This window comes from Deinococcus frigens DSM 12807 (assembly GCF_000701425.1).
Lineage (GTDB): Bacteria > Deinococcota > Deinococci > Deinococcales > Deinococcaceae > Deinococcus > Deinococcus frigens.
Genome location: NZ_JNIW01000014.1, coordinates 1 through 16,372, shown reverse-complemented (window position 1 = coordinate 16,372; position 16,372 = coordinate 1). Strand labels below are relative to the sequence as shown.

The 16,372-nt window shown below is 62.7% G+C and carries 13 protein-coding genes; 5 read left to right on the top strand and 8 right to left on the bottom strand.

Annotated features, from left to right (window positions below; translation table 11 throughout):
- Positions 1-36: 36 nt before the first annotated feature.
- From Q322_RS0107075 to aceE, 3 genes are all read right to left on the bottom strand, one after another.
- A complete protein-coding gene (locus Q322_RS0107075; protein ID WP_029477141.1) occupies positions 37-1,422 on the bottom strand; it encodes an SAM-dependent methyltransferase in 1,386 nt (461 codons plus the stop codon).
- 256 nt (positions 1,423-1,678) lie between these two features.
- Positions 1,679-3,547, bottom strand: a complete 1,869-nt coding sequence (locus Q322_RS0107070) for a 2-oxo acid dehydrogenase subunit E2 (protein ID WP_029477140.1) — start codon at positions 3,545-3,547, stop codon at positions 1,679-1,681.
- A 136-nt stretch (positions 3,548-3,683) separates the two neighbouring features.
- Positions 3,684-6,413: a pyruvate dehydrogenase (acetyl-transferring), homodimeric type gene (gene aceE, locus Q322_RS0107065; RefSeq protein ID WP_029477139.1), complete on the bottom strand. Its 2,730-nt coding sequence runs from the start codon at positions 6,411-6,413 to the stop codon at positions 3,684-3,686.
- A gap of 228 nt (positions 6,414-6,641) precedes the next feature.
- Between aceE and Q322_RS0107060 the strand changes: the two genes are divergently transcribed.
- Positions 6,642-7,265: a hypothetical protein gene (locus Q322_RS0107060; protein ID WP_029477138.1), complete on the top strand. Its 624-nt coding sequence runs from the start codon at positions 6,642-6,644 to the stop codon at positions 7,263-7,265.
- Here the strand turns inward: Q322_RS0107060 and Q322_RS23175 are convergent.
- From Q322_RS23175 to Q322_RS0107050, 4 genes are all read right to left on the bottom strand, one after another.
- Positions 7,230-7,691, bottom strand: a complete 462-nt coding sequence (locus Q322_RS23175) for a HEPN domain-containing protein (RefSeq protein WP_156952933.1) — start codon at positions 7,689-7,691, stop codon at positions 7,230-7,232. The two genes, Q322_RS0107060 and Q322_RS23175, sit on opposite strands and share 36 nt — an antisense overlap.
- Before the next feature lie 49 nt (positions 7,692-7,740).
- Positions 7,741-8,931, bottom strand: a complete 1,191-nt coding sequence (locus Q322_RS22335; protein ID WP_084147856.1) for a GmrSD restriction endonuclease domain-containing protein — start codon at positions 8,929-8,931, stop codon at positions 7,741-7,743.
- 58 nt (positions 8,932-8,989) lie between these two features.
- A complete protein-coding gene (locus Q322_RS0107055) occupies positions 8,990-9,361 on the bottom strand; it encodes a VOC family protein (protein WP_029477137.1) in 372 nt (123 codons plus the stop codon).
- Between the two features lie 141 nt (positions 9,362-9,502).
- Complete coding sequence (locus Q322_RS0107050; RefSeq protein ID WP_029477135.1) at positions 9,503-9,730, bottom strand: hypothetical protein; 228 nt, start codon at positions 9,728-9,730, stop codon at positions 9,503-9,505.
- A 41-nt stretch (positions 9,731-9,771) separates the two neighbouring features.
- Between Q322_RS0107050 and Q322_RS0107045 the strand changes: the two genes are divergently transcribed.
- Both Q322_RS0107045 and Q322_RS0107040 read left to right on the top strand, forming a co-directional pair.
- The gene (locus Q322_RS0107045) at positions 9,772-10,446 is read left to right on the top strand and encodes a haloacid dehalogenase type II (RefSeq protein WP_034417917.1); all 675 of its coding nucleotides are present in this window, start codon (positions 9,772-9,774) and stop codon (positions 10,444-10,446) included.
- Between the two features lie 16 nt (positions 10,447-10,462).
- Positions 10,463-10,672 (top strand): YwbE family protein, encoded by a 210-nt coding sequence (locus Q322_RS0107040; RefSeq protein ID WP_029477133.1) that lies wholly within the window; start codon positions 10,463-10,465, stop codon positions 10,670-10,672.
- 174 nt (positions 10,673-10,846) lie between these two features.
- On the opposite strand, the gene Q322_RS0107035 is transcribed toward Q322_RS0107040, so the two are convergent.
- Complete coding sequence (locus tag Q322_RS0107035) at positions 10,847-11,086, bottom strand: hypothetical protein (protein WP_029477132.1); 240 nt, start codon at positions 11,084-11,086, stop codon at positions 10,847-10,849.
- A gap of 115 nt (positions 11,087-11,201) precedes the next feature.
- Between Q322_RS0107035 and Q322_RS0107030 the strand changes: the two genes are divergently transcribed.
- Positions 11,202-14,051: a 2-oxoglutarate dehydrogenase E1 component gene (locus Q322_RS0107030; protein ID WP_034417915.1), complete on the top strand. Its 2,850-nt coding sequence runs from the start codon at positions 11,202-11,204 to the stop codon at positions 14,049-14,051.
- Positions 14,052-14,326: 275 nt separating this feature from the next.
- Positions 14,327-15,880: a Si-specific NAD(P)(+) transhydrogenase gene (gene sthA / locus Q322_RS0107025; protein ID WP_245593175.1), complete on the top strand. Its 1,554-nt coding sequence runs from the start codon at positions 14,327-14,329 to the stop codon at positions 15,878-15,880.
- The last annotated feature ends 492 nt before the right edge of the window (positions 15,881-16,372 follow it).

Sequence of the window (16,372 nt, the reverse complement as noted above, 5' to 3'; positions counted from 1 at the left end):
ATGATCCGTGCTGGCCCGGCGCACAACCGTGCAGCTTTAGCGGTACAGATCCGCCCGGCTCAGCGGCAACCCAGCCTGCCGCTCTGCATCCGGTCTGGCGAGCAGACTCTGAAAGATGCTCAGGTGGCCCTTCTGAAAGTAGTACGACGTGGCCCCCAGGTAGATGCGCCACAGCCGGAAGCGCTGCTCACCCAGTGCGGCCAGGGCTGCGGGCCGGTGGGCTTCCAGGTTGCCCGCCCAGTGGGTCAGCGTACGGGCATAGTGTTCGCGCAGGTTTTCCACGTCGCGGACTTCAAAGAGGGCCTCGCTGGCGTATTTCAGGGTTTCCCACACGGGCAGCAGTTCGCCGTCCGGGAAGACGTACTTGCGGGCAAAGTTGCCGCTTTGCAGCCACATCGGCACCCGGGCCTGACCGATGCCGTCGCTGATCGCGTGGTTCAGCATCAGGCCGCCGGGTTTCAGGGCCGCGTAGGCGGTGCGGAAGTAGCTGGGCATGTTCTTGCGGCCCACATGCTCGGCCATGCCCACAGAGGCGATCTTATCGTAGCGGGCCTCTCCGCCGCTCAGGACATCGCGGTAGTCGCGCAGTTCCAGGGTGACCAGATGCTCCAGGCCCGCCGCACGCACCCGGGCGCGGCCCTCGGCCAGTTGCGCCTCAGACAGCGTGACGCCGTGAACCCGCACACCGTAAGTCTGCGCGGCATAAATCGCCAGACCGCCCCAGCCGCAGCCGATGTCCAGCAAGTGTTCGCCAGCTTTGAGTCTCAGCTTGCGGCAGATGTACTCCAGCTTGGCGGTCTGTGCCTGGTCCAGCGTCTCGGTGCCGGTGGGAAAATAGGCGCAGGAATACACCATGCGGCGGTCCAGCCACAGCTTGTAAAAGTCGTTGGACACGTCGTAGTGATACTGGACGGCCTGCTGATCGCGCTCCCGGCTGTGCGGCTGGCCGTCCAGACTGGCCGTCACGGGGGCGGCGGCTGGCCCAGCCGCGCGGCGCAGGGTCTGCACGGCCCTGAGCAGCCCAGGAACCTGCGCGGCATGAAAGGCCGAGTCGAAATCATCGGCGATCCCAGCAATGGTGCCGATGTCACCCTCGATCTCGAAGTCTCCGCGCAGATACGCCTCGCCCAGCGCCACATCCACCGGCAGCTTGAGCATCCGGCCTAGGGTCTGTTCGCCCATGATGGTCAGGGTCGCTCGGCTGGGCAGGCGGGTGGCGGCAAGCACCGTGCCGTCCCATAGGCGCACCTCGAATGAACGCTGACTGGGCAGCACGGCCTCCAGCAGGTGCAGCGCGGCGGCGCGCAGTTCAGGCGCAGTCGGCGGGGGCCGTGTGGCCCGGCGGACCAGCAGGGCAGCGCTCAGTCCAGCAGCGGTTAGCAAGAGGCGGTGGCCAGGGCGCGGACGCGGAGACGAGGGCATGGCCCACGCTAGCGCGGATGGCTCCCGCAGGCACCGGCGCTGGCGGGTCACCCTGCGCCGAAAGTGGCCGGGCAGAACAAGGGGGGCCGGTCCGTTCACGGTGCTGATCGTGGGTGATGGGCCGGGAACCAGTCTGTGTTTACCGCGTCGCCAACACCGCCCGCCGCCACGGCAGCGGCCAGGCGATCCTGATACGCGGCGTCCTGGACAGAAAAAACCCCGCCACATCGGACGGGGGATTGTCTTCCAGTCCCGATTACAGCGAGATCAGGAACGGATCTTCCAGCGCCTCCGCGATAAAGCGCACGAAACGGGCCGCATCTGCGCCGTCGATCAGGCGGTGATCGTAGGTCAGCGAGAGGGGCAGCATGTTGCGCGGCTCGAATGTGCTTGTTTCCCTGTTCCAGACCGGCTCCAGGCCGCCGCGTGAGACGCCCAGGATGGCGACTTCGGGGCTGTTCACAATCGGCGTGAAAGCGTGCCCGCCGATGCCGCCCAGGTTGGAGATGGTGAAGGTGGCCCCCGACATCTCGTCGGGCTTGAGCTTGCGTTCGCGGGCGCGGCCTGCCAATTCGGCCAGCTCCAGCACCAGTTCGGTGATGCTCTTGCGGTCCGCGTCCTTGACCACCGGGACCAGCAGGCCCACCGGGGTATCCACCGCCACGCCGATGTTGATGTAGTCCTTGAAGACCACCTGCTCGGCGGCCAGGTCCAGGCTCGCGCCGAATTTGGGGAACTGGCGCAGGGCGTTCGCCACGACCTTCATCAGGATGTGGGTCATGGTCAGCTTGCCGCCCGCCTTCTCCACGCGTGCGCCGAAGCGTTTGCGGGTTTCTTCCATCGCGGTCACGTCGGCCTTGTCGAAGTGCGTGACCATCGGGATGGTGGTCCACGAGGCGGTCATGGAGCGCACGGTGGCCTTGCGGATGCCGGACATGTCCTCGCGCTTGACCGTGCCCCACTTCTCGAAGTTGGGCAGAGGCGCGGCCTGAGTCTGCGCTGGGGCGGCGGGCGCACTGCCGGAAGCGCTGGCAGCAGAGGCGGCGGCGGGCTGCACGCTGGGGGTTCCGGCGGTGCGGCGCACGTCTTCCTCGCTGATGCGTCCGGCGATGCCGCTGCCGTGAACGTCATGGATGTCCACGCCGATCTCGCGGGCCAGGCGGCGCACGCTGGGCGCGGCGGGAACCACCGTGCGCCCGTCATAGGTCTGGGTGTTGTAGGGCCGCTGCGCGCCGGGGGCCTGGGTGCCAGCCCCGGCCTCTGCGGGCAGCTTGTCGTGGTTGCCGGAGGTGTCGGGAGCCGTGGCCTGCGGCTGTCCGCCCTGCTGGCCCTGCGGCGCGGCCTGGGCCTTCTGCGATTCCTGCTGCGCCTGCGCCACGCGGTTGGCCGTTCCCGCATCGGCAGCCGTGGCGCTGGATTCCACGTTCGCCGCCTGATCGCCGCCGCCCTGTGTTGCTGGGGACTGTGCTGCTGAGGATTGGGCTGCTGGGGATTGGGCTGGAGCGTCCGCCGCACCGCCCGCACCGCTTTCAGTACCGCCGCCCGAAAGCGTGAGGATGGTGCCGCCCACGTTCACGGTGTCGCCCACCGCCACGCCGATGCTCTCCACCGTGCCGCCCGCGCTGGACGGAACCTCGATCACGGCCTTGTCGGTCTCGATCTCGATGACCGGATCGCCCTCTTTGACGGTGTCGCCCACCTTGACCAGCACAGTCACGACGGTTCCTTTCTCGATGTTGTCGCCCACGTCGGGCAGCGCGACGGTGGTGCTGCTGCCAGAGCTGGTCGGAGCGGCAGGAGTAGCGGCGGCTGGAGCTGGGGCAGCCGCTTCCTGCTTAGGAGCTTCGGCCTGTGCGGGAGCCGCCGCCGGGGCCGCTGAGGCGTCACTGCCGCCGCTGAGGGTCAGGATCACGCCGCCCACGTTCACGGTGTCACCCACGTTGACGGACACGGCTTCCACGGTGCCGCCCTCGCTGGCTGGAACTTCAATGACAGCCTTGTCGGTCTCGATCTCGATGATCGGATCACCCTCTTGAATGGTGTCCCCGGCCTTGACCAGCACGGTGACGACGGTTCCCTTCTCGATGTTGTCCCCGACGTCGGGGAGTTTCAGTTCTGTCGCCATTGGTTCTCCTTCGGAGAAAGTTAATAGTAAAAGGTTGATGGTTGATGGTCAGGATGTTGATGGTAGAAGGTAGATGGTTAAGGGCTGAAGATTAACGGTTGGAAATCTTTTTCCATCACCCATCTACCATCACCCATTAACGCAAAACGGGCGCGGCACGTTCGGGATCGATGCCCAGATCGGCAATGGCCTTTGCCACCACATCGCCCTTGACCTTGCCGTCGCGCTGGAGGGCGTATAGGGTTGCCAGAACGACGTGCCTGGCGTCCACCTCGAAGAAGTCGCGCAGTTCGGCGCGGCCCTCGCTGCGGCCAAAGCCGTCGGTGCCCAGGGTCCAGACCTTGCGGTCCAGGTGGCCGTTCAGGCCGTCCGCGCCCAGCTTGACGTAATCGCTGACGCTGATCAGAACGCCGGGGGCATTCTCGGCGGACAGTTGCTGCGCCACGTAGCTGACCTTCGGCTCCTCGGTGGGGTGCAGCATGTTGTGGCGCTGGGTCAGCAGGGCGTCCTGATGCAGTTCTTTGTAGCTGGTCACACTCCACAGGTCCGCCGCCACGCCGTAGTCGGCCAGCATTTCTACCGCCTTCTGCGCGGCGTCCATCGCGGGGCCGCTGGCGAGAATCTGGGCGCGCAGCTTGGCCTTCTTGTTGCCGCTGCGCTGGAACACGTACAGGCCCCTGATGATCCCGTCGTGGATTTCCTGGTGGGTGCGTCCGTCGTCGGGCATGGCGGGCTGAATCTCGTTCTCGTTGTCCACCGTGATGTAATAAAACTCGTCGATGCCGTCCACGTACATGCGCTGAATCCCGGCCTCGATGATCACCGCCAGCTCGTAGGCAAAGGCCGGATCATACGTTTTGAGGTTCGGCACCACGTAGCCCTGCAAGTGGCTGTTGCCGTCCTGGTGCTGGAGGCCCTCGCCGTTGAGGGTGGTGCGCCCGGCAGTCGCGCCCAGCAGGAAGCCGCGCGCCTTCTGATCGGCGGCGGCCCACACCAGATCGCCGATGCGCTGCATGCCGAACATGGAATAGAAGACGTAAAAGGGAATGGTGGGAACGCCGTGGTTGGCGTAGCTGGTGGCGGCGGCGATCCACGAGGACATCGCGCCGTCCTCCGTCAGCCCCTCTTCCAGCATCTGGCCGTCGATGCTTTCCTTGTAGACCATCAATGAGCCGCTGTCCACGGGCGTGTAGGTCTGGCCGCGCGGGCTGTAGATGCCGATGCGCGGCACCAGCGCGTCCATGCCGAAGGTGCGGGCCTCGTCGGGGACGATGGGCACGATCAGTTGGCCGATTTCCTTGTCGCGCAGCAGCTTGCTCATGATCGAGACGGCGGCCATGGTGGTGGACACGGCGCGGCCCTTGCTGCCGCCCGCGAATTCCTCGTAGAACTCGCCGGTGGGGACGGTGAGGCCCGGGTACTCCACATGGCGCGAGGGAATCAGGCCGCCCAGCGCGGCGCGGCGTTCCAGGGCGTACCCCACCTCCGGGCTGTCGGGGCCGGGGTTGTAGTACTCCAGATGCTCCACCTGCTCGTCGGTCAGCGGCAGTTCCAGCAGGGTCCGCAGGGTCTTGAGGCTGCCCGTGTCCATCTTCTTGACGTTGTGGGCCACGTTGCGGGCCTGCGCGCTCTCGCCCAGGCCGTAGCCCTTGACGGTGCGCGGAATGATGAGGGTGGGGCTGCCCTTGTGCGCGATGGCGGCGGCGTAGGCGGCGTAAATCTTATGCACGTCGTGGCCGCCCCGGTTCAGCAGCTCCAGATCGGCGTCGGTCCAGCCCTCGATCAGGCGCTTGAGTTCGGGGGTGTTGAAGAACTTCTCGCGCAGTTCCTTGCCGCCGAAGGCCGCGTAACGCTGCGATTCGCCGTCCACCAGCAACTCGAAGCGCTTGACGATGTCGCCGTTGTAATCCTTTTCCAGCAGTTCGTCCCACTTGCCGTCCCAGATCACCTTAATGACGTTCCAGCCCGCGCCCCGGAACAGCGCCTCGAACTCCTGAATCACCTTGGAGTTGGCGCGCACCGGGCCGTCCAACCGCTGGAGGTTGGCATTCAGGACGAAGATCAGGTTGTCCAGGTTCTCGTAGGAGGCGAAGCGGATTGCGCCGATGCTCTGCGGCTCGTCCATCTCGCCGTCGCCCAGGAAGGCCCAGACTTTCGCGTCGCCCTTGGGCTTGAGGCCCCGGTTTTCCAGGTACTTGATGTAGCGCGCCTGATAGATCGCCTGAATGGGACCCAGGCCCATGCTGACGGTGGGGAATTCCCAGTAGTCGGGCATCAGCCAGGGGTGGGGGTAGCTGGCCAGGCCGGGGCCGTCCGGCGACAGCTCGCGCCGGAAGCGGTTCATGCGGCCCTCGTCCCAGCGGCCTTCCAGGAAGCTGCGGGCGTACACGCCGGGGCTGGCGTGGCCCTGGTAGAACACCAGATCGCGGTCCTGCCCGGCTTCCGGCCCCCGGAAAAAGTGGTTAAAGCCCACTTCCAGCAGCTCGGCGGCGCTGGCGTAGGTGGACAGGTGGCCGCCGATGCCGTCGCTGGCCTTGTTGGCGCGCAGCACCATGACCACCGAGTTCCAGCGGATCGCGTTGCGAAACTTCAGCTCCAGCGCCTCGTTGCCGGGGTATTCGGGCTGCGCCTCCACGTCAATCGTGTTGATGTACGGCGTGTTCTGCTTGAACTCAATCGGTGCGCCCTGAAAATAGGCGTAGTGATCGAGTTCGGTCAGCAGCTCCGCCGCGCGGTTGTCGCCCGCGTCGGCAAAGACATAGGCCAGTGAATCCAGCCACTCCTGCGTCTCCACGTTGTTGACCGAATCGCGTTCCTGCGAGGGAAGGCCTGCACGCGGCGGGCGGTTGGGCGGCTGCTTCGTCATGCTGCCCAGTCTATGCCCCGCCCTTCCACACTTCCAACAGCATGTTCTGGAGGCATTGACCAGACGCGGTGGTGAGTGGGGGTTGGGGAGGATTTGAGGGTGGGGTTTGCCCGGTGGCCCCCGTACCCTTCCGCCGCTTCGCGGCTCCCTCCCTCTGCTCCGCAGCTCTGCGGGTCACCCACAAGTGGAGAGGGGATAAGACAACTTCGCCGCTGTCATACTGACTCCATGAAACGGGCCAACTTCGCCCCGCCCCTGCTGGCCGCGCTGCTGTCCTGCGCTGCGTTGGCGCACCGCCCCATGTTCAATCCCGGCTCTAACAGCCGCGCCGCCGCCTATACAGTTGCCGAGCCGGACGTGTCGCAGGTCATCACCGCCCGCGCCCGGAAGGGAACGCAGGACTGGTACACGCTGAAGGTTCCGGCGGGTTTCGCGCTGAACATCGCCGTGTTCGTGGGGGCGCGGTGCAGCGACGCCTACCGCCCGCAGTTGTGGCTGCTTGGTCCCGGCTTGAGCGAACCGGGTTCCCGCCCCGCCTTCCTGCCCGCTGGCGTGGGGGCGGTCAGCGTTCCCCGCACCTACGCGCCGTACAGCGGTCACGGCGTCACTGCCCGCAAGGGCCAGACGCTGGCGCGCACGCTGGAGGGCGGCACTTACACTCTGGTGGTGGATCACGGCGCGGCAGATGGCTGGTACTTCCTGTACCTGGCCGGGAAGGAATTGGGTGGGGGAACGGCGGAGGGGCGGGAGGGGTTGAGGCAGTTTGGGGGTGCGAGTGAGATAAACACTCACAAATTTCATTTAAAAATTTGCTTTTTATATAAGAACAACCTGACAATAGTCAATATATAGTAATGCCCTCTTATAGAATTCGTAAATCTCCTCAACGCTATTTGGAACTTCAAAGCTTCCAAAATTTTGATGGACAATTTGATTTCTTAGGGAACCTATCATCAGGAACGATCTAGACGCTTCACCAAGATCAGCATTGCCCTTGATCTCCTTAACTCTGATATCCTTAAATTCTGCTCCAAACATACCCCAAAACGTATTATCTTTTAGATTTTTCCAATCAAACCAGGTGTGATATTGTCTAGAAATTACCTTAATTTCTACCAAAGAAATAATTTCTAAGCAGTTATTCGATTTGGATTTAACATGATCTTTCACTATATCTTGAATAATTTTTTCGAAATAACTCGCCGCAGCCAGAGTGAGTGATCTTCTAAATTCCTCTTGAGCTTGCAGCGCGAATGAGTATTCCCCTTGTTCGATCAAGTAGTTGTATAAATCGGAATGTCTGAAATATAAGGAATCTACAACAGTATCATCTCTGAACTTTATCATTGATTATCTCGTCAGCAGTTTTTAAGCGAGTGATATATTTCTCTCTACTACCCGCACTGGACATAGATGCGTCTGTAAACTCTTTATCAGCCTTTATCATTTGAATCTTCTCTAAAGAAATATCAAATTTGCCATGAACATGTTCATCACCTATAAAATTTTTTGTGTAAGCATAGAAGACTGCTTCAAATAAAGATATATTAAACCTTCCTCTAGTACTCATGAACATATCTTCAGATACTTCAGCGGCTTCATTTACAAATTTATCAAACAATTGGCTCAAGTACAGTATCTTTTCATCGCTAATAGTTTTAGACTTTCTCGAAAATTGATTTATAAAGCTCCTTAATGAGGATTTATACGACTGGTTGTCCAATAGAGCAGCAAAGGATCTTAAAATAACTTCTATATCTTTCATATGCAAGTCCGGTGGCTCGCTCCCCGTAAGCTTTCTCCAGCTCGGATTCATATTGACTCTGTATAGCATTTCGTAGAAGCTGGAATGGTACATACTGGATCTAATTTCTTGGGGCCTTAAGTTAACTCCGCCAGAATTTAGACGATTGAATATTTCATAAATGGATGAATCGTCATTTGAAGGTAAATTCTGCCTAATGACCACTACTCTAAGTGGGCGCATATCAAAAGAAAATTTTGCGTCTCCTAAATTAGAGTAGTTCAGTTTATGAAGCTTATTTTTCTTTTGAGCAACATTCTCAGAAAGTTTCAAATTAAAATTAGTGAAATATTCATCACTCATAAGTACGCTATCGTCAATTTTACCCTGGCTATCGAAAATCTGCCTAAGCTCTGATCTTTTAGTTTTCCGAGGAAACTTATGCTTCATAAAATAGTAAAGCGACATTAGTCGTTGCTGACCATCAATCACCAAAAATTTATTTCTTGCCTCTTCGTAAAGGAATATTTGAGGAATAGGCAGACCAATAATCAGAGATTCTATTAACTTTGAAGCTCTCGAAATATCCCAAATATAATTCCTCTGAAAAGATGGTATCTTCACCATGCCACCATCCATCAAATCAAATATCGTTTTAACATTGAAGTCATTGGGTATTGAGGTTATATCGTATTCACTTATATCCTCACTGTCTTCTTCTTGCTGAACATCTTCAAACCACTCGCCATCTCTCTGGAATTGTTCAAGAGTCATGCGAAAACTATAGCTTAAAAACTGGTATCTGAAGAACGCGTGCGGGTGTAAGGGTGTCTTACACAGGTAGATTCTCATCAAACCGCTGAATCTCCACCCTTTCTCCGCTCGGCCCCTTCGCGTAAAAATGATAAATCCCGTACTCGGCGTGGTGCTTCGGCGCGGCCTCTGCCTTCACGCCTGCTTTGTGCAGCGTCTCGTACACGCCATCCACGTCGTCCGTCACCAACGTCAGGACGACGGTGGGCGGCAACTCCACCGCTTCGCGCAGGCAAAAGCCCAGGTAACCGCCGCCCGCAACTGAATAGATATGGCACGTTCCCTGATCCCGCGCCAGCGTCAGCCCCAGCGTGCCGACATAAAAGTCGTGCGTGGCCGCCAGATCGGTGGTGGGGTAAAAGCCGATGAAGGCGCTGAAGGGGTGCGGCATGGGGATAAGGATAGCGGGTGGGGGCGGAATTGGAGATGGGATTTGCGCCAACTGGACAGGCGCGGAAAGCAGCCTGCCAACCGTTCAGGATACCCGCGCCTTCCCGAACGCTGGCCGCCAGCTTGTCGAACAGGGTGTCATTCATCGCGGCAACCCGTCTGCATGGTCTGGCGGGTACATGTCCAAGCCTTGCCGCTGAGCATTCCCCAGCTCCGCATAAGCCGTATCCAGTTCCCTGTCCCGCAAGGCGCGAATGGCTGCCGCCACAGCCTCATCGCGTGAGCCGGGCGCGTGTGTGGCCCCGTACGCGTCCAGCACGGCCACCAGTTCGGCGCTGAGGTCAAATGTCAGGCGGATTTGCCGGGCCATGCTACCCACTTTAGGCCAGTGGGCGGCGTATCCTCCGAAGCATGACCCCCACCGTATTTCTGGACATGAACGAGACCCTGCTGGACCTCTCGGCGCTGGACGGGCTGTTCATGGCGGCGTTTGGCGATCCGGGGGCCAGGAAACAGTGGTTTGGCCTGATGTTGCAACTGGCCCTGACCCACACGGTGCTGGGCGACTACCGCGACTTCTCGGAGCTGGGCCGCGTGGCCTTGCAGGCGCTGGGCGAGGCGCGCGGTCAGGACGTGCCGGATGATCTGCCCGGCGAGGTGGCGGCGGGCATGCGGTCCCTGCCCGCCCACCCCGACACCCGCGAGGGCCTGGAGATTCTGCGCGCGGGCGGGGCGCGGCTGGTCTGCCTGACCAACAACCCGCAGGCCGTGCTGGACGCCCAATTGGACAACGCGGGCTTTGCCGATCTGGTGGACGGCGCGGTGTCGGTGGACCCGGGCCGGATGCTCAAGCCGGGGCGCGCGGCCTACGAGTATGGCCTGTCGCGCACAGGCGCGCATGCCCACGAAAGCTGGCTGCTGGCGGCGCACGGCTGGGACATCGCGGGGGCAAAATCGGCGGGCCTGCACACCGCCTTTGTGGAACGCCCCGGCCAGGCCCAGAACCCCCTGATGCGCGCCGATATCGCCGGGCCGCTGCCCACCGTGGCCCGCGCGCTGATCGGGCGGCTGGGCGGCCAGGCATGAGCAGGCAGGCGTGAGCGTGCCGCCGCGCTCGGCCATTCGCCCCGGCGCTGGGGTGGACATCGTGCAAAAGCACCACCAGCGCAGTGGGCAGCTCACGCGCGGCGTGGTGGCACAGTTGCTCACGTCCTCCTCCGCGCACCCGCACGGCATCAAGGTCCGCCTGACCACCGGCGAGGTGGGGCGCGTGCAGGCCCTGGCAACCCCAGCGCCGTCCGCTCCGATCTGACCCGCAGTGAGCCGCACACCCGCGCCAGGGAGCAGAATGTCAGGGTTGGCAGCAAGACGGGCAGGCTGGAGCGGGTGGACGCCCTGAAATAAGCTGTTTTCCTCCAACTTTACGGGAGGGTGGAGGGGCCACCGGGCGAGCCGTCACTTCAAACGAGTGGCCTGCGCCCGCCTTTTATACCTGTGCCTGCCGACGCGGCAGCGTGATCCCCAGCCCCAGTAGAAACCCGCCCAGCACCGCCAGCACGAAGGTGATCAGCACGTTGTTCAGCGGGGTGGGAAAGCTGGTGGAGCGGTTGGCGTTGGCGACGGCGTGAAGCTGGTTGATGTCGATGACATCCTTGCCCAGCAGCAGCAGCGAGGCCACCAGTGCCACCAGGCCCAGCGCCACAACGATGCGGGAAACGATTTTCATGCCCTCATCTTAAGGGCTGGCCTGTCACCCGGAGGGGAACCCCTCCCTCCCCTCACTTCCGGGGGCCTGACGGACCACCTTTGTGCGGTGGCAGCGGGGTATGCTACGAGGCGTTATGACGCAGTGGCAGACCATCATGTCCGGCGGGAACGCGGCCTTTATCGAGGGGCTGTACGAGACCTACCTGACCGATCCTGGAAGCGTGGACGCCGAGTGGCGGACCCTCTTTGACGAGTTGCGCGGCGGGACCCAGGAGGCCCTGCACTCGCCCGTCCAGCAGGCGTTCTATGAGCTGGGCCAGAGCCGCCGGGGCGGTGTGGCGGCAGCGTCAGCCCCCGCTGGCGGCGGCGCGCAGCAGGCCGGGGGCGCGCTGGTCACGGCCTACCGGGTGTACGGCCACATCAGCGCCCGCAACAATCCCCTCAAGATGCGCGGCCAGCCGGTGGTCCCCGAACTCACGCCCGAGTTCTACGGCCTGTCCGAGGCGGACCTGAACGAGAACGTCAACGAGGGGCCGTTCAGCGGACCTCTGCGGGACGTGATCGCGCAGCTTCAGGACACCTATACCGGCTCGATTGGCTTCGAGTTCAACTACCTGCCCGCCCCGGAGCGCAAGTGGTTCCAGGAGCGCATCGAGCGGCAGCAGGGCCAGGGCCGCTACGCCTTGAGCAAGGACGAGCGCCGCCGCATCATGCTCAAGCTGAACGCCGCCGAGGGGCTGGAGCTGTACCTCAAGAACAAATACCCCGGCGTCAAACGCTTTGGCCTGGAAGGCTCCGAGAGCTTTATCCCGCTGATGGACCGCATCGTCCAGCAGGCCGGGGTGTACGGCGTGCGCGAGGTGGTGATCGGGATGGCCCACCGGGGCCGCCTGAACACGCTGGTCAACATCTTCGGCAAGCCGCCGGGTGTGCTGTTCGACGAGTTCGACGGCAAGAAGAAGCTCAGCGACAACCCCGACGTGGCCGGGGACGTCAAGTACCACATGGGCTACTCCAGCGACGTGCGCACCCCCGGCGGCCCCATGCACCTGGCGCTGGCCTTTAACCCCTCGCACCTGGAAATCGTCTCGCCTGTCGTTCACGGCAGCGTGCGCGCCCGCCAGGACCGGCGCAATGATGCCGAGCGCAAAACGGTCCTGCCCATTACCATCCACGGCGACGCGGCGGTCAGCGGGCAGGGCGTGGTGATGGAAACGCTGAACCTGTCGCGGTTGCGCGGCTTCGCTACGGGCGGCGCGGTGCGAATCGTGATCAACAATCAGGTGGGCTTCACCATCAGCGATCCGCGAGACACCCGCAGCAGCCGCTACTGCACCGACATCGCCAAGGTGGCCAACGCCCCGGTGCTACACGTCAGCGGCGACGATCCCGAGGCGGTGGTCTTTTGCGGCGACCTGGCGCTGGCCTACCGTCAGGAATTCGGCAAGGACGTGTTCATCGACCTGATCTCGTTCCGGCGCAACGGCCACAACGAGGGCGACGAGCCGCGCATGACCCAGCCGATCATGTACCGCGAGATCGACAAGCACCCCGGCACCCGCGCCCTCTACGCCGCCCGCCTGGAGCAGGAAGGCGTGCTGGAGGCGGGCGAGGGCGACGCGCTGGTGGGGCAATTCCGCGACAAGCTCGACGCCGGGCAGCCCGTGGTCTCCGAGATGGCCAATCTGGCCCAGAGCGAGCTGGCGGTGGACTGGTCCTCGTACACCGACACCCGCTGGGAGGACGAGGTTTCAACGGCGGTCCCGCGTGAAAAGCTGGAAGAACTGGGCCTGAAACTGGCCAGCGTGCCCCAGAACTTTCAGCCGCACCGGGGCGTCGAGCGGGTGCTGAAGGCCAGGGCGGCGATGGCGCGCGGCGAGCAGCCGCTGGACTGGGGCATGGGCGAGAATCTGGCCTATGCCACCCTGCTGGACGAGGGCTACGGCGTGCGGCTGGTGGGCCAGGACAGCGGGCGCGGCACGTTCGTTCACCGTCACGCCGTGCTGCACAACCAGAACGCTGATGATCCCTTAAACGAGGAATACCTGGCCCTGGCCCACCTCTCGCCCGATCAGGGCCGGGTGGAGGTGATCGACAGCACCCTGTCCGAGGAGGCGGTGATGGCCTTCGAGTACGGCTATTCCACCTCTGAACCCAAGGGGCTGGTGGCCTGGGAAGGGCAATTCGGCGACTTCGCCAACGGCGCGCAGGCGGTCATCGATCAGTTTGTCAGCGCGGGCGAGAGCAAGTGGCTGCGCCTGAGCGGCCTGACCCTGCTGCTGCCCCACGGCTACGAGGGCGCGGGGCCGGAACACTCCAGCGCTCGCCTGGAGCGCTACCTGCAACTGTGCGCCCAGAAGAACATGCAGGTGGTGGTGCCCAGCAGCGCCGCCCAGATCTTTCACCTGCTGCGCCGCCAGGTGCTGCGCCCGTACCGCAAGCCGCTGATCGTGATGACCCCCAAGAGCCTGCTGCGCAACAAGCAGGCCATGAACCCGCTGAGTGACTTTACCGAGGGGCGTTTCTGTGAGGTCATCGAGGACAAGGACGTGAGCGGCGCGCACCGCGTGGTGATCAGCAGCGGCAAGCTGCACTGGGAACTGATAGAGGCGCGGAACGCCGACCAGGACGCCTACGCCGGAACCGCGTTGATCCGCCTGGAACAGCTTTACCCCTTTCCTGCCGAGGCCATGCGCGCCGAACTGGCCCGCCACCCCGGCGCGCAGGTGGTCTGGGCGCAGGAGGAACCCGAGAATCAGGGCGCGTGGCTGATGCTCTGGGAAGATCTGGAAAGCGTCCTGGCCCCCGCTCAGGTCCTGAGCCACGCCAGCCGCCCCCGCAGCGCCAGCACCGCCGCCGGGTATGCCAGTGTTCACGCCCGCGAGCAGGCCGCCGTGATCGCCGCCGCGCTGGGCGAGAAGATCGACCGGGAAGTGATCCGGGAGCAGGAGCAACTGGCCGAGGAAGCCGCCCAGCCGGGCTGAGGCAGGTGATTGGGAGACGGGGCCGGAGTGACTTCGGCCCCGCTTTTTTGTGGGTTTGCGCTCAGGATCAACGGGATGGCCCCACGGTTCGACCCCTCCGTCCCTTTGGGACACCTCCCCTTAGAAGGGAGGCAAGGGGAGGCTCATTTCCTGGTTTTCTGCACTCCTTGGCTCCCTTTAAGGGGAGCTGGCGGCGAAGCCGACTGAGGGGTTGTCTTGGGAGCGGACGGGAGACATCGCCAGACAAACCACCTTCCCCCGGTGATAGCCTGCCCATGATTCAAAAATCCAGCCCGGCCCCCCGCGAGGTGTTCATGACGCATGTAACAGACCTTCCGTCCGATGTCGCCGCCGCTCCCGCCGACTTTACCTATGACCTGCTAGTAATCGGCTCCGGCCCCGGCGGGCAGCGCGCGGCCATCCAGGCGGCCAAGCTGGGCAAGAAAGTGGCGGTGGTGGAGCGTAAGGCGGTGGTGGGCGGCGTGTGCATCAACACCGGCACGATTCCCTCAAAGACCTTCCGCGAGGCGATCATGCACCTCAGCGGCTACAACGAGCGCGGGCTGTACGGCGCGAGCTACAGCGTCAAGGACGACATTGGCGTGGAGGATCTGCTGAGGCGCACCACCAGCGTGATCGGCCACGAGCTGGACGTGGTGCGCGCCCAACTGCACCGCAACCGGGTGGAGGTCATCTCTGCCGAGGCCAGTTTTATCGGCCCGCACACGCTGCGGCTGCGCGACGTGAGCGGCAAGGGCCACGGCGACGGCTGGCGCGACGTGACGGCCCGCCAGATCGTGATTGCCGTAGGCACCAAGGCGGCGCGCGATCCGAACATTCCCTTCGACGGCCAGCGCATCCTGATCAGCGACGACATTCTGGACCTGACTGAATTGCCGCGCACGGTGGCCGTCATCGGCGGCGGCGTGATCGGCTGCGAGTACGCCAGCATGTTTGCCGCGCTGGGTGTGCGCGTCACCCTGATCGACAAGCGCCCGCGCCTGCTGGACTTCATTGACCATGAGATCACCGACATCCTGGCCTATCAACTGCGCCAGAACCGCATGACCCTGCGGCTGGGCGAGGCGGTTCACAGCGTCCAGAAGGAAGACGGCGAGCGCGGCGAACGGGTCCGCATCGTCCTGGCCAGCGGCAAGGAAGTCACCGCCGATCTGGTGCTGTATTCCATCGGGCGCATCGGGGCCACCGCGAAACTGAATCTGGAGGCGGCGGGCCTGAGCGCCGATTCGCGCGGGCGCATCGACGTCAACGAGCATTACCAGACCGCCGCGCCGCACATCTACGCGGTGGGCGACGTGATCGGCTTTCCCAGCCTGGCCAGCGTCAGCATGGAGCAGGGCCGCCTGGCCGCCTGCCACGCTTACGGTGTGCCCACCCAGAGCGTCCCCGAACTGTTCCCCTACGGCATCTACACCATTCCCGAGATCAGCACGGTGGGCAAGAACGAGGAAGAACTGACGCAGGACGGCGTACCCTACGAAATTGGCAAGGCGCAGTACCGCGAGATCGCGCGGGGGCAGATCATTGGGGACGAGCAGGGCACGTTGAAGCTGATCTTCAATATGGACACGCGGGAGTTGCTGGGCGTGCACATTATCGGCACCGGCGCGAGCGAGCTGATCCACATCGGGCAGGCAGTGATGGCCTTTGGCGGCACGGTGGATTACTTCGTGAATACCGTTTTCAACTACCCCACCCTGGCCGAGTGCTACAAGACCGCCGCCTTCGACGGCATCAACCGCCTGGGCAGCGCCCCTACGCTGGAGCCGAAGCTGGAACCGGCGCAGGAAGTGGGGGTGGTGGTATGAGGGAGGGCTCAGTACCCGACACTTTCCCTGGAGGCTGTCCAGGACAGAATTCCCTTCCCTGTTCAGGCTGATGCTGCCCCAGGAGGTCACTGCACAGCGACGCACCGTTGGCGTGTCGTTGCCGTTGCGCTCACGCCTGGCCGCACAAGACGAATGTTTTGCCCCTGATGGTCAGATGATGATCCGTGCAGGAAAACCTGAAAGTGCTGTTCCGGACGGTCTTCTAAAAAGTGTCGGGTACCTGGCGGCCTGACAAATTTTATGAGAGCGGACGAAAAACGAGTTGCCAGCCGACTTCAAGGGTGGTTTGAGGAGGGGCATGAAGGCGTTTCCGCTGACCTGGTGGCTCAGGGTCAGGCCCGCCCTGGAGCGTCAGGTGAGAGAAGATTGCCTGACCACGGCTCAGCGCGTAATGAACCGCCCGGAGACCGATCTTGAGGTAGCTCAGCGCCCGCCGCCAGTGGGGATCGACGTGTCGTCGATCCCCACGCT

What these genes read in the sequence shown, in the direction of transcription:
- Q322_RS0107055 (WP_029477137.1), bottom strand. Translation starts at nt 9,361, where the DNA reads ATGCCGCACCCCTTCAGCGCCTTCATCGGCTTTTACCCCACCACCGAT.
- aceE (WP_029477139.1), bottom strand. Translation starts at nt 6,413, where the DNA reads ATGACGAAGCAGCCGCCCAACCGCCCGCCGCGTGCAGGCCTTCCCTCG.
- Q322_RS0107035 (WP_029477132.1), bottom strand. Translation starts at nt 11,086, where the DNA reads ATGAAAATCGTTTCCCGCATCGTTGTGGCGCTGGGCCTGGTGGCACTG.
- sthA (WP_245593175.1), top strand. Translation starts at nt 14,327, where the DNA reads ATGATTCAAAAATCCAGCCCGGCCCCCCGCGAGGTGTTCATGACGCAT.
- Q322_RS0107060 (WP_029477138.1), top strand. Translation starts at nt 6,642, where the DNA reads ATGAAACGGGCCAACTTCGCCCCGCCCCTGCTGGCCGCGCTGCTGTCC.
- Q322_RS0107070 (WP_029477140.1), bottom strand. Translation starts at nt 3,547, where the DNA reads ATGGCGACAGAACTGAAACTCCCCGACGTCGGGGACAACATCGAGAAG.
- Q322_RS0107050 (WP_029477135.1), bottom strand. Translation starts at nt 9,730, where the DNA reads ATGGCCCGGCAAATCCGCCTGACATTTGACCTCAGCGCCGAACTGGTG.
- Q322_RS0107045 (WP_034417917.1), top strand. Translation starts at nt 9,772, where the DNA reads ATGACCCCCACCGTATTTCTGGACATGAACGAGACCCTGCTGGACCTC.
- Q322_RS22335 (WP_084147856.1), bottom strand. Translation starts at nt 8,931, where the DNA reads ATGACTCTTGAACAATTCCAGAGAGATGGCGAGTGGTTTGAAGATGTT.
- Q322_RS0107030 (WP_034417915.1), top strand. Translation starts at nt 11,202, where the DNA reads ATGACGCAGTGGCAGACCATCATGTCCGGCGGGAACGCGGCCTTTATC.
- Q322_RS0107075 (WP_029477141.1), bottom strand. Translation starts at nt 1,422, where the DNA reads ATGCCCTCGTCTCCGCGTCCGCGCCCTGGCCACCGCCTCTTGCTAACC.